This window comes from Chryseobacterium lacus (genome assembly GCF_003336205.1).
GTDB classification, from domain to species: domain Bacteria; phylum Bacteroidota; class Bacteroidia; order Flavobacteriales; family Weeksellaceae; genus Chryseobacterium_A; species Chryseobacterium_A lacus.
The window spans coordinates 305,859-319,289 of the sequence record NZ_QPIE01000002.1 but is presented as its reverse complement, the minus strand read 5'-3'; the positions used below and the strand labels follow the sequence as shown (position 1 = coordinate 319,289).

Genomic DNA, 13,431 nt, shown 5'->3' with positions numbered 1-13,431 from the left:
CACTAAACCCAAAATAAGGGTAATTTAAAATCTATCTAAATAAGACGCTGCAAGCTCTTTAAATACTGAAATATTTTCTACTCCTTAACCAAGTAGCAGCTGAGGTAAATGCCACAACAGTGATGGAGCTTATCGGCATCAAAATCGCTGCTACAAGCGGTGACATATATCCTAAAACCGCAATAGAAAGCCCTACAACATTGTATGCAAAACTGATGGCAAAAGTGAACTTTACAATCGTCATCGCATCTTTGGTAAGACTCAGGTATTTATTCAGTTCCACGACTTTTTGCCCGTTCATAATAACATCCGAAGAAGGGGTGAATGAATTGGTGTCATCCGCTACTGCAATACCCACATCGCTCTGTTTCAGTGCGCCTGCGTCATTCAGTCCGTCGCCCAGCATGGCCACTTTTTCGCCCTTGTCTTGTAATGTTTTTATGTAGTTCAGTTTGCTTTCCGGATCCTGATTGAAGGCCATTCCTGTGGCTCGAGGAATAGTAATTCTCAAGTTTTTTTCTTCAGAACTGTTGTCCCCGCTCAGGATGTGAATCTTGTATTCGTTCAAATTCGAAAACAATTGCTTCAATCCGGAACGGTACTCGTTTTTGAAAATAAATCTTCCAAGAAATTCTTCATTTCTACTTATATATACAGCGGTTTCATGATTTCTGGAAACCTGCCCGTTATAACTTCCGGACCCTATTTTGTATTTTACGCCGCGAACTTTGGCAGAATATCCTTTGCCTGGAATATCGTTGAAATCTTCGGCAGGATAATATCTATCTTCAGTTTCAATAAACTCATACAACGCTTTCGATAAAGGATGATTGGAGTTTTTCAACAACGATTTTATAATCTGAAAATCAAATTCTTCAATTTCTTTTCCTTCATAATGAACGTCTGATCTTTTGTTATGAGTAATGGTTCCGGTTTTATCAAAAACAATGGTTTGTATTTTTGCCAGTTTCTCGATCGTCAGGGTATCTTTCACATAGAATTTATTCCTTCCGAGAATTCTCATAATATGTCCCAAAGTAAACGGTGCGGACAGTGCCAATGCGCAAGGACAAGCTACAATCAAAATGGCAGAAACCACCTGAAACATTTTTTCAAAATCCACAGTGCTCCAGTAAATTCCGGCAGCTATGGTTATTCCTATTATAATGATGGTGAAATACTTGCTTATTTTATTGGTCAGTGTATCCAGTCCGGTTTCGTGTTTTTTGAAAGCCTCTTTATTCCATAATTGGGTAAGGTAACTTTGATCTACATTTTTAATAACTTCCAGTTCCAGTACCGAACCTGTTTGTTTTCCGCCGGCAAAAATTTTATCGCCTGCTTTCTTGGGAACTGTGGAACTTTCTCCCGTGATAAAGCTATTGTCAATATTTCCTTCCCCGCTAATTAGGATACCATCTACCGGAATAATCTCCTGATTTCGCACCATAATACGGTCTCCCACAGATAGTTCTGAAAGAAGAATGTTTTCCTGTTTTCCGTTGAAATCAACTTTCGTAACGGCAATAGGATAGAAGGATTTATAATCCCGATCGTAAGAAAGTGCGCTGTAAGTTCTTTTCTGAAATATTTTTCCTAAGAGCATGAAAAACAACAGGCCGCAAAGTGTATCGAAATATCCTGGGCCGTAATCGGTAACCACTTCGTAAATACTTCTTCCGTACAAAACAATGATTCCCAGAACGATGGGAACGTCAATATTGATAATTTTATTTCTTAAACCAAACAAAGCTGATCTGAAATAATCTGATGCGGAATAGAAAACAACAGGCGTTGCCAACAAAAACATGATGAAACGAAACAGATTTTTATACCGGTCCATCCAATAGTCGTTCAGGCCTAGAATTTCATTGGCATATTCCGGAAAACTGAAAAACATTCCGTTTCCGAAAGCAAATCCTGCGATGGCCAGTTTTATCAAAAGTGTTTTATCCAGATTTTCCGATTTTTTATCGGCAGTTTCCAGATTAATCACCGGTTTATACCCTAATTTTGCTAAGAATTTTGCCAGTTCGCTGAGTTTCAGTTCCTGATGGCTGAAAGAAACTTGAAGTGTTTTTCGGGTAAAATTAACTTGCGAAAACCGGATGTGAGGATTCAGCGTGGAAAGGCTTTCCAATAACCAAATGCAGGAAGAACAGTGAATCACAGGGATTTTGAAAGTGACCACCGTTGTGTTGCCTTCGGAAAAATCTGTAACCCGATTGAAGATTTCAGCAGTGTCTAAATAGTCAAATTCGTGAGTGCTGTCATCAGGCCGTATCCCGGAACTTTTATTCATCGCATAAAAGTTCTCAAGATTGTTCAGGTTCAGGATTTCGTACACCGATTGGCATCCTGTACAGCAAAAAACCTTCTCATCAAAGCTAATGCGCTCTTTTTCTATATTTTGCCCGCAATGGAAACAATTCTCCGACACTTTCTGATTATAAATTGACCCACAAAAATAGGGCAAATAACTTTGTCTTTCCGGTATAAAAAGTCTATTTTTGCTGATAAATGTCATAAAAATGTCCCACGAGAAACAGATCATGATCGACCAGAGCCTGAAGCAGATTTTTAATGATGAAGCTTTTAAAGAAAGATTATCAGAAGAGGATTTTCAACGTTATAAAAATGCTGTAGAGAAAGTAAGTTTTCGAAAAGGCGAAATGATGTTCGATGAACAGGAAACCCCAAGAACGGTTTTTTATATTGAGAACGGAACCGCCAAGCTTTCAAAACTTGGTGCTTACGGAAAAGAGCAAATCCTTAGATTTATAAAAGATGGAGACATGATCGGGTATCGTTCATTGTTATGTGGTGAAAATTTTCAGGCAAAAGCGGAAGCCATGACGGATATTGAAGCGCTGATGATTCCTTCCGATCTCTTCATGCATCTTCTGGAAGTAGACGGAAAATTGTCCTTTGTCATGCTCCAGAAAGTAGCTTTCGAATTGGGAGAAAGTTCCAATACCATTACTTTTCTTGCTCAAAAAACCGTTCGCGAAAGACTCGCCGAGATTCTCCTTCTTCTGGAACAGAAATTGGGAACAGATCCGGAAGGTTTCATTAATATTTCATTAACAAGAGAAGAAATCGCCAATATTATCGGTACCGCAACTGAAAGTGCCATTCGTCTTATTTCCGAATTCAAACAGGACAGCCTTATAGAAACAGAAGGAAGAAATATAAAGATTTTGAATCACGAAAAACTCATCAAACTGGGACACGTAACACTTTGATTTTCCTTTATTTCCCAAAATTAATTTAAAATAATGTCGGTACATTCTGAAATCAAAAAAATCACCACAGAGACGCTGCGGAAAATGAAATTTGATAAGGAGAAGATTAGCATGCTTACTGCTTATGATTTCACGACTGCTAAAATGTTGGATGCCGGTGGAGTTGATGCCATTCTTGTCGGTGATTCTGCCGCCAATGTGATGGCCGGTTTTGAAACAACACTTCCCATCACACTAGATCAAATGATTTATCATACCCAATGTGTTGTTCGCGGAGTGGAAAGAGCTTTGGTAGTTGCCGATCTTCCTTTTGGAACGTATCAAAGTAATCCGGAAAAAGCTTTGGAATCTGCAGTTCGCATGATGAAAGAAGGTGGTGCCCATTCCGTAAAAATAGAAGGCGGTGCAGAAATAGAAGATTCCATCCGCAAAATTGTTAATGCAGGAATTCCCGTGATGGCACATTTGGGCCTTACGCCGCAATCTATTTACCAGTTCGGGACGTACAAAGTGCGCGCAAAAGAAAATGATGAAGCCGAAAAACTTCTGAAAGATGCAAAGCTGGTTGAAGAATTAGGCTGTTTCGCTTTAGTTCTCGAAAAAATACCTGCCCATCTTGCTAAAAAAGTTTCGGAAAGTATTTCTATTCCTACCATCGGAATCGGAGCCGGTTCCGAATGTGACGGACAAGTTCTGGTGTATCACGATATGGTGGGCATGAACAAAGATTTTTCCCCGAAATTCCTGAGAAGATACCTGAATCTGTATGCAGAAATTACGGGAGCTGTAGCGCAATATGTACAGGACGTGAAAGAAGTACGGTTTCCTAATGAAAATGAAAGTTATTAAATGAAAAATAAACAAACTCTACAAGCCATCATTTCTCTGGTCGCACTTGTCTGTCTGCTTGCGGGCTGGTTCAACTTCTTTTCTCCCGAAATTAATGAATTTCTATACCAGAAAATTTTCTTTATTTTAATTGGAATCAGTTTTATTCTAATGGCGCCCACACTTTCTAACCGCAATTTCATCTATCCAATGTATTTGTCTGCAGCACTTTGTATTATCGGTGCTCTTATTCCTACAGACAGCCGTTTTGATGCGATGAAAACCATCGGGTTGTTAGCAGGTGTTGTGATTTCTATTTTTAATAGGCCCAGAATTCCGAGACAGCAATAGTTTTTTCGAGAAATGTACGATACACAATTTAGCAGCCATCAGATTGTTTATGAAGACAATCATCTTATGGTCATTAATAAAAAAGCCGGACAGCTGGTGCAAGGAGATAAAACCGGTGACGAACCATTGCTGGATTCTATTAAAAATTTTATAAAAATCCGCGACAGCAAGCCCGGAAATGTTTATTTGGGATTGGTTCACAGAATCGACAGGCCTACTTCCGGATTGGTGATGTATGCCAAAACTTCCAAGGCACTTTCCCGACTTACGCAGATGGTGAAAAACCGGGAAATTAAGAAAACCTATTGGGCTATTGTTCCGAAAGAAATGATTCCTCAAACCCAGAAACTGACGCATTTCCTCAGAAAAAATGAGAAAAATAATAAATCGGTCGTTTTTCCTAAAGAGACCGAAGGTGCAAAAGAAGCGGTTTTAACGTATCAAATCATTCGAACTTTGGAAAATTATCAGCTATTGGAAGTTGATCTTGAAACAGGACGGCACCATCAGGTTCGGGCGCAGCTTTCCAAAATTGGCGTTCCTGTAAAGGGAGATTTGAAATATGGTGCGCCGCGTTCCAATCCTGACGGAAGTATTTCTCTTCATGCCCGAACGCTGGGGTTTATTCATCCCGTTACCAAAGAACCTGTTGAAATTACTGCTCCGGTTCCTCAGCACGATCCGCTTTGGAAAGCGTGTGAGTGAAATTAATTTCGTTATTTCAGCTTTCTTTTCTCTTTTAAATTGTAAAACTACGGCTAATAAGAAGGTTACCAGAAGTGAAATGATGGTCAAAATATTTATCTCAAGAATTATTGAAATGATGACCAATACTGCGGAAGCCACCGAAAGATATTTAAAATAAATTCGATTCATTTCAGAAGTTTAGTTTTACAATTATATTAAAAATAATCATAGAACAGAAACTGTTGAAATGTCAAATATCTATTGCGCCGGAGTGATGATTCCGCCATTTTCTTCTTTCTTCTCCTGATTCAGCAAATTGGGCGCTTCTTTCGCCAGTTTATTTTTTGTTGGAATTTTATAATTCACTGAAATTCCGAAACTTCTGCTGTCGTATTTATTTCCCAGAACCGGATAAGGCTGCTGTGCTAAAGAGCGCAATACCATTTGTTGGCCGTTCAGAATATCGTTGGCAAAAATGGAAACATTCAGCCTGTCGTTCATGAATTTTTTAGAAAAGGTAATGTCTATTGAGTTTCCGATGGGTTTTACGGTTTCAAAATAATAATAATTGGCACCCGTAGGAATTAGAGAGTAATTGGCTACCAGTTTAATATCTTTCGGGAGAATCACCTGAGACATGATATTGAACAGCCAAAAACCTTTGGTATCCAGATCAGGAAGTTCGTGCTTCTGATATGCTGCGTACAGGTACATAAAATTGATTTTATCGGGATTAAAATCAAACTTCATGATCTCGCTGAAAGGTTTTGTAAAAATCATGAACGGAATGGGAAGCCCGACATTAAAATTATGAATTCGCACTTCCGAAACATTCATATTTCTGTTCACGATGTAATCGTTGGAAAGTCCGGTGATAGGATCGGTCATAGTTTCGCGGGTCACCATTTGCACTACCTGATTGTTGGCAACATTCATGCTGTATCCCACGAAAGCATAATCGAAGGCAGAAATTTTGGCTTCAAAATTATCAAAAATTGTAGGCTGTAGGTTTGGATTTCCAGTAGTTACAGAATTCGGATTTTGATATGTGACGTTGTTCGGGTTGAGCGAAGAAATTCCGGGCAAACTTATTTTTTTGTTATAATTCAAAGCAAGATAAACCTGATTCATAAAATTATACTGAATACTCGCATTGGGGAAAAGCCTGAATTTTTTAAACGGATGTAGTTTTTCTTCGGTAGCATTTAATGAAGATCTCGTAGTCCCGGAAATGTCGTAATCTTCGGCTCGGGTTCCTAAGATAAAATCAAATTTATTCAGTTTAGCCTGCAGTTCCAGATAGGTAGCGGCAGTTTGTCTCCGGTAATTGAGATTGGTAATTCCGCGGCTTTCTGTTTCCAAATGTTGATGGTCATACAATCCCCCGATGCTTATTTTCCCTTCGTCCAGAAGCTGCAAAGGTTGGGAATAATCAATTTTAAAAGTTGAAATATTCATTGTCGACTTGTTTTCCAGTACGTTCAGGTTTTGCAAACGGTTGGCCTGATTGAAATCTGAAACAGAACTGGTGAAATTGTATTTGAAATCGAGCTTTTTGGAAGGATCATCAAAACGTTTTTGATAAGTGGCGACGGCATCCTGACGCAAACTATTGGATTCCGAATCGTCATCGGAAAGATAAGGCATTCCGAAATATCTTCCAGTACTCAGGATGTGGCTGCTGTTATCATTTTGGTAAATATCGTAATTCAAAAGCAGTCTGTCTAGGCCCATATCAAAGGTGAGCGCGCCTTTTGCGAAATAACCGCGCCTTCTTCCGTCCGTATTTGTAGCGGAAAGATCATCAATATTGGTTGCCATCATACTTTCTCTATAATTTTGGCCGATATTCAGTTGCCAACCGAAATATTTATTTTTGGCATTCAGGTTCAGAGAATTATTAGTGCGGCTGCGAAGTTTGTCGTAATTGGTGAAATTGTAATTCCCTGAATACGTTGCGGAAAGATAATTTTTCGCCGATTTGGACGTGATGATGTTCATGATCGCTCCGCCGGAAGTAGCCGGAAATTCTGCGCCCGGTTGGGTAATGATCTCAATTCGTTCCACGGCGTTGGCCGGCATACCTTCCAGAAAACCGTTCAGTTCGTTGGAACTGATATTTAGCGGGCGGCCGTCCATATAAACGTCCAGCGGTTTTCCCTGATACATCATACCCGCAATGTCGGTCACCACCAATCCCGGAAGTTTTTTCACGCCTTCCATTACAGTTCCGCTGTTCAAATGTGGTTGTTCCGAGAAATCAAAAATCGTTCTGTCAGCTTTTTGTTCAACCGCTTTTTTTGTTTTGATAATGGTGACTTCCTCTATTTTGGTTTCCTTTTCAACTTTGGGTTTTTCCTGAGAAAACCAGAAATTTGAAATTAAAAATAAGGATGCAGCGGTAATTTTGTGGAGTTTCATGTTCTTTAAAGTCTAAAACTATTAGACAGTGATTTCTGTTTTTTGTTACAAAGAAATACGAATTTCCTCATTTTAAAAAATATTATTTTTAATGAAAAATTAAGGTAATCTTTAATAAACCTTATATTATTCAATGGAACAATACAAGATCTTCAAAAAGAAATCCTCCAGAGCAGAGCCTGAAGGATTTGGTATTTAAAAAATTCTAATTTTTCTTAGTTGCCCATTTGCATTTGCTTAATCAAATTCAGTGCAGAACCGGCTTTGAACCATCCGATTTGCTGGTCGTTATAAGTATGGTTTGTAACCACAATATCTCTGCTTCCATCTGCATGAACGAATTCCAACGTTAATGGTTTTCCGACCGCAAACTGATCCAGATCCAGGAAATTGACTGTATCGTCTTCCTGAATTTTGTCGTAATCATCTTTGTTTTCGAAAGTTAACCCCAGCATTCCCTGTTTCTTTAAGTTGGTTTCGTGGATTCTTGCGAAAGATTTCACCAAAACCGCTGATACACCCAAATGCCTTGGCTCCATGGCTGCATGTTCTCTCGAAGAACCTTCACCATAATTTTCGTCACCGACCACAATGGAAGGAATTCCGGCTGCTTTATAAGCTCTTTGTACCGCAGGAACTTCGCCGTATTCTCCCGTCAGTTGGTTTTTCACGTGATTTGTTTCCATATTGTAGGCATTCACGGCACCAATGAGCATATTGTTCGAAATATTATCCAAATGTCCCCTGTATTTTAACCATGGGCCAGCCATAGAAATATGGTCGGTGGTACATTTTCCAAAAGCTTTGATGAGAACTTTTGCTCCTTCAATGTTTTTTCCGTCCCAAGGCTGGAAAGGTTCCAATAGTTGAAGTCTGTCGGAATCGGGATTTACAATAACTTGAACTGCAGATCCGTCTTCCGAAGGAGCCTGATATCCGTTATCGCCAACGTCAAATCCTCTTTCCGGAAGTTCAGAACCTGTTGGCTCATTCAGTTTTACCTGTTCACCAGATGCGTTCGTTAGGGAATCCGTAATTGGGTTGAAATCCAGTCTGCCTGAAATCGCTATAGCAGCCACCATTTCTGGAGAAGCTACGAAGGCGTGCGTGTTTGGGTTTCCGTCTGCTCTTTTCGCAAAGTTTCTGTTAAAGGAATGAATAATAGAGTTCTTTTCTCCCTTTTCAGCACCTTCTCTGTCCCATTGTCCAATGCACGGTCCACAAGCGTTGGTAAATATTCGTGTATTGTCGAATTTCCTGAAGGAATCCATAAAGCCGTCTCTTTCGGCGGTATATTTTACTTGTTCAGAACCTGGATTGATTCCCAAGATTGCTTTCGGTTTCACACCTTTTGCTACTGCATCTTCTACGATGGAAGCAGCGCGGGAAAGGTCTTCGTAAGAAGAGTTCGTACAGGAGCCAATCAGCGCCCATTCTACATCTAAAGGCCATCCATTGGCTTCTGCCTTAGCTCTGAATTCAGAAACAGGAGTAGCAAGATCCGGTGTAAAAGGTCCGTTTAAGTGAGGTGCCAATTCGCTCAGATTTATTTCAATAACCTGATCAAAATATAATTCTGGATTGGCATACACTTCAGGATCGGCGGTTAGGTGTTCCGCAATTTTGTCTGCAGCCTCCACTACATCCTGCCTTCCGGTTGCTGAAAGATATCTTCTCATGGCATCATCATAACCGAAAGTAGAAGTGGTTGCACCAATTTCTGCACCCATATTGCAAATGGTTCCTTTTCCGGTTGCTGAAAGCGATTGCGCGCCTTCGCCGAAATATTCAACGATGCAGCCGGTTCCGCCTTTTACTGTCAGGATTCCGGCCACTTTCAGGATCACATCTTTAGCAGAAGTCCATCCGTTGAGTTTTCCGGTAAGTTTTATACCGATCAGTTTTGGCATTTTCAGTTCCCAGGCCATTCCCGCCATTACGTCTACAGCGTCTGCACCACCCACACCGATGGCTACCATTCCCAGTCCGCCTGCATTTACGGTGTGCGAATCGGTACCAATCATCATTCCGCCGGGAAAAGCATAATTTTCCAAAACTACCTGATGGATAATTCCGGCACCTGGTTTCCAGAATCCAATTCCATATTTCTCACAAACGGAGCTCAGAAAATTGAAAACTTCGGAGTTTTTATTAATGGATTCCTGTAAATCTTTTTCTGCACCTACTTTTGCCTGAATAAGGTGATCCGCGTGAGCTGTAGATGGTACGGCTACTTTTGCTTTTCCAGCCTGCATGAACTGTAGCAATGCCATTTGAGCTGTGGCATCCTGCATGGCGACACGATCCGGAGCGAAATCCACATAAGAATTTCCTCTTTCGTGAGGCTGGGTTGCATTCCCTTGCCAAAGATGGGTGTAAAGAATTTTTTCTGAAAGGGTAAGAGGCTTGCCTACAGCTTGCCTTGCAGCTTCTATTCTGGAGGGATAACGCTCATACACCTTTTTGATCATATCAATATCAAAAGTCATATTATAGATGTTTTTATTAGCTGAATTTTGGATTTCAAAAATACGAAAAATTTAAGTGGATTGCCAATTCGTTTCATTTAGATTGTTTATAAATAATATGTTAACGATCTATACTGAAAAAGATGTATTTTTAGCAAAAAATATTACCGTATGGAAATTCAAAATGAACCTCACGCCAATTATCAATCTACCGTACCTCCCAGAACATGGCTTATTGAAAATATTCTCATTACACTCTTTTGCTGTAATATTTTGGGAGTCATCGGGATTTGGTATTCCGCACAGGTTGAAGCTAAATTTTATAAAGGCGATATAGATGGTGCTCATCAGGATTCAAATACTGCAAAAATTCTTGCCTTGGTTACGCTGATTCTAGGTGCAATGGGCATTATTGGAGTTATGCTGATGTATGGCGCATTAATTTTTTCGGCAATAGCAGGTGGGGTTTAAAAATAAATTTCTTGTTTATTTTCTGATTTCAGTTTTTTTAACGGTCGCAGTTTTTGTGTATTACACTGTAGATCCAAGTAAAGAATTTTTTTTCCTGAAATGTCCTTTTAAATTTGCGACGGGATTGGATTGTCCTGGTTGCGGTGCACAGCGAGCTTTCCACGAATTGCTGCATTTTAATATTGCTGAAGCTTTTCGCTACAATCCGCTGTTGATTTCCGCGATTCCTTATGTAGGATTAGGAATTATTTTTCAAAGAAAGGAAATTGCTGAAAAATATCCTCGGATGAGGAGAGCGCTATTCGGGCAGTATGCCATACGAATTGTGCTGGGCATTATTCTGCTTTATTTCGTGATAAGAAATTTATAGCTAGATTTTTAGTCGTTTACCGTATGTTTATCCTGCTGAGCAATGTTTTCCACAGTCCATTCTACTTTTTTTACAAAAGGCCGTTGTCGAACCTGACATTCAAAAAGCTGGCAAATTTCACATGAGAAAGGCTTGCAATCGTCCATGTGAAAATTAAATTCTACAGGACGATCTGTATTTTTCGCTATGCATTTGATCATTTCTTCCATTTCAGAATGCGCTTCTCTTAGTTCAAAATACCAAGGAAGCGTGATATGTCCGTCGATATGCAACCTGCTTCCGTACTGCTGAATTTTGAGATTATGAACATCAATCCACTCCCGTTTCCGCTTTTTGTTGAGAAGTTCTGCAATATCGGACACCATTCTGAGATCCGCTTCATCCATAATTCCTTTCAGAGATTTCCGAATAATTTTATACCCTACAAAAATAATATATCCTCCGAAGACAATGGCTACCACAGCATCCAGCCAAAAAAGCCCGGTATAATTTACCAGAATCAGACTGAGTACAACGCCTCCTGTAGTAAGGGTGTCACTTTGCAAATGTTTGCCTGAACTTTGCAGAACCAGCGAATTTTCTTTTACTCCTTTTTTGTAGGAAATATACCCAAGAAAATAGTTGACCGCTGCGGTAAGCGAAATAATGAGAATTCCCCAATTCAGCTCTTTCAGGGTGTTTCCGTGCAGTAGAGAATCTGTAGATTCAATAATAATCATGATTCCGGCGAAAATGATAAGGGCTCCTTCTACTCCGGAAGTTATGAATTCTACTTTCCCATGACCGTAAGGGTGATCCGTATCTTTAGGTTTGGCGGCAAGATACAGTGAATAAAGTCCCATGAAAGCTGCGATGATATTCACAATACTTTCCATGGCATCTGAAAAAACAGCATCAGAACCGGTGATGTGCCACGCATACAGTTTGGCAATAAACAGGAAAAAACCTGCCACAGCAATATTTCTTTGTAGCGAAAATTTCCGGTGATCTGTTTTGTTAATTTCCATATCTGGAAGTTTAAAGTTTGAGATTTCTAACAAAAAAATCCCGCTGGATGCGGGACTTCATTATACTATTTTTTTCTCAATGAGATGTTCGGCAATCTGTATTGCGTTGGTAGCTGCACCTTTTCGGAGGTTATCTGCCACGATCCAGAGGTTGAGCGTTTTGAGTTGCGATGGATCTCGTCGGATTCTCCCGACAAAAACTTCATCTTTTCCTTCAGCAAATAGTGGGGTAGGATAAATTCCACTTTTTACCTCATCCATCAGTTGAACTCCCGGAGTTTCGGAGAGAATTTTTCTCACGTCATTCAGATCAAATTCATTTTCAAATTCAATATTAACACTTTCAGAATGGCCACCCTGCACGGGAACTCTCACTGCCGTAGCAGAAAGGGTGAAAGTATCGTCCTGCAGGATTTTCATGGGCTCCTTCATTAGTTTCCATTCTTCTTTTGTGTAATCCTCGTCCGAAAATTCGTCACATTGTGGAAGTGCATTTTTAAATATTTCATGAGGATACACTTTTTTCACACTGTAGTCTCCTTTCATTTCTGCATTCATTTGATCTACTGCAGCTTTTCCTGTTCCGGTAACCGATTGATATGTGGAAACAATCACTCTTTTCAGATTGTATTTTTGATTGAGCGGATGCAGCACCATTACCAGTTGTATGGTGGAACAATTGGGATTGGCGATAATTTTATCTGATTTCTCAATAATATCAGCATTAATTTCCGGAACGATCAGTTTTTTATCAAGGTCCATTCTCCAGACCGATGAATTATCAATAACGAAAGTTCCTGCTCTTGCAAATTCCGGAGCCCATTTCTTTGAAGTTTCTCCTCCAGCTGAAAATAAAGCAATTTGAGGTTTATTCAGAACCGCATCCTCTATAGAAACTACAGCATATTTTTCACCTTTAAAAGATATTTTTTGACCTACAGATTTTTCTGAAGCTACAGGAATTAATTCAGTAACCGGAAAATTTCGTTCTTCCAATACTTTCAACATCACCTGCCCTACCATTCCTGTGGCTCCTACTACCGCTACTTTCATTTTTATTTAAGAAAAATTAAGCTCCAAAAAGCCTGTTCCACTGGAATGCCCAGAACATGAGTGCTAAAGCGATCACCGCCATGATGACCCAGCTGATCTGCATTTTGTCGTTGGTTTTAAATTTCTTGTTCAGGATAGTCAGCAATACTGCGGAAACAATCATTGCAAAAGGATGTTCTACATAGGTATTCCTTGCTACGGCATCTTTCATCAGGGTTCCGGCTTCTGTAGCTTGTTTGAATCCGGGAGAAAAGAAAAATAACATTACCAGTCCTATGATCGCCTGAGTGTGAAAGAAAATCATCGTAAATAAAGTTGATTTTCTAAGGAAATTATTGATTTTACCCGAATATCCAAACATCACCATCAATAAAGCGATGATGAATAGTGCAGAGGATAGAAGAATCAAATACGCGAAACCGCGGTGGGCATTTAGCATTAGATTGAAATCCATAATAAATTTTTTAATGTTTGCTGACAAAGATAAAAAATCCCATTGGAATTGTCGAACTATAATGCCTGCAAATAAG

The 13,431-nt window shown here is 39.7% G+C and carries 12 protein-coding genes; 6 read left to right on the top strand and 6 right to left on the bottom strand.

What is annotated here, in order from left to right:
- Positions 1–58: 58 nt before the first annotated feature.
- Positions 59–2,440, bottom strand: coding sequence for a heavy metal translocating P-type ATPase (locus DQ356_RS03480; RefSeq protein ID WP_114303068.1), 2,382 nt, complete (start codon positions 2,438–2,440; stop codon positions 59–61).
- 91 nt (positions 2,441–2,531) lie between these two features.
- On the opposite strand from DQ356_RS03480, the gene DQ356_RS03475 reads away from it, so the two are divergent.
- The 4 genes from DQ356_RS03475 to DQ356_RS03460 are packed head-to-tail and all read left to right on the top strand — an operon-like array spanning position 2,532 to position 5,129.
- Entirely contained in the window at positions 2,532–3,245 is a 714-nt protein-coding gene (locus DQ356_RS03475) for a Crp/Fnr family transcriptional regulator (protein WP_114303067.1), read from the top strand.
- Between the two features lie 33 nt (positions 3,246–3,278).
- Positions 3,279–4,094, top strand: coding sequence for a 3-methyl-2-oxobutanoate hydroxymethyltransferase (gene panB / locus DQ356_RS03470; protein ID WP_114303066.1), 816 nt, complete (start codon positions 3,279–3,281; stop codon positions 4,092–4,094).
- On the top strand, positions 4,095–4,424 hold the full coding sequence (locus DQ356_RS03465) for a hypothetical protein (RefSeq protein ID WP_114303065.1): 330 nt from the start codon (positions 4,095–4,097) through the stop codon (positions 4,422–4,424).
- Positions 4,425–4,436: 12 nt separating this feature from the next.
- On the top strand, positions 4,437–5,129 hold the full coding sequence (locus tag DQ356_RS03460; RefSeq protein ID WP_114303064.1) for an RluA family pseudouridine synthase: 693 nt from the start codon (positions 4,437–4,439) through the stop codon (positions 5,127–5,129).
- A gap of 240 nt (positions 5,130–5,369) precedes the next feature.
- On the opposite strand, the gene DQ356_RS03455 is transcribed toward DQ356_RS03460, so the two are convergent.
- The gene (locus tag DQ356_RS03455) at positions 5,370–7,532 is read right to left on the bottom strand and encodes an outer membrane beta-barrel protein (RefSeq protein ID WP_114303063.1); all 2,163 of its coding nucleotides are present in this window, start codon (positions 7,530–7,532) and stop codon (positions 5,370–5,372) included.
- Between the two features lie 215 nt (positions 7,533–7,747).
- A complete protein-coding gene (locus DQ356_RS03450) occupies positions 7,748–10,021 on the bottom strand; it encodes an aconitate hydratase (protein WP_114303062.1) in 2,274 nt (757 codons plus the stop codon).
- A 150-nt stretch (positions 10,022–10,171) separates the two neighbouring features.
- Between DQ356_RS03450 and DQ356_RS03445 the strand changes: the two genes are divergently transcribed.
- Together DQ356_RS03445 and DQ356_RS03440 are read left to right on the top strand one after the other, a co-directional pair.
- Positions 10,172–10,471, top strand: coding sequence for a CD225/dispanin family protein (locus DQ356_RS03445; RefSeq protein WP_114303061.1), 300 nt, complete (start codon positions 10,172–10,174; stop codon positions 10,469–10,471).
- Positions 10,472–10,526: 55 nt separating this feature from the next.
- Positions 10,527–10,841: a DUF2752 domain-containing protein gene (locus tag DQ356_RS03440; RefSeq protein WP_228420619.1), complete on the top strand. Its 315-nt coding sequence runs from the start codon at positions 10,527–10,529 to the stop codon at positions 10,839–10,841.
- 8 nt (positions 10,842–10,849) lie between these two features.
- On the opposite strand, the gene DQ356_RS03435 is transcribed toward DQ356_RS03440, so the two are convergent.
- The 3 genes from DQ356_RS03435 to DQ356_RS03425 are packed head-to-tail and all read right to left on the bottom strand — an operon-like array spanning position 10,850 to position 13,355.
- The gene (locus DQ356_RS03435; RefSeq protein WP_114303059.1) at positions 10,850–11,848 is read right to left on the bottom strand and encodes a cation diffusion facilitator family transporter; all 999 of its coding nucleotides are present in this window, start codon (positions 11,846–11,848) and stop codon (positions 10,850–10,852) included.
- Positions 11,849–11,908: 60 nt separating this feature from the next.
- Complete coding sequence (locus tag DQ356_RS03430) at positions 11,909–12,901, bottom strand: aspartate-semialdehyde dehydrogenase (RefSeq protein WP_114303058.1); 993 nt, start codon at positions 12,899–12,901, stop codon at positions 11,909–11,911.
- Between the two features lie 16 nt (positions 12,902–12,917).
- Positions 12,918–13,355, bottom strand: a complete 438-nt coding sequence (locus DQ356_RS03425) for a hypothetical protein (RefSeq protein WP_114303057.1) — start codon at positions 13,353–13,355, stop codon at positions 12,918–12,920.
- Positions 13,356–13,431: the final 76 nt, after the last annotated feature.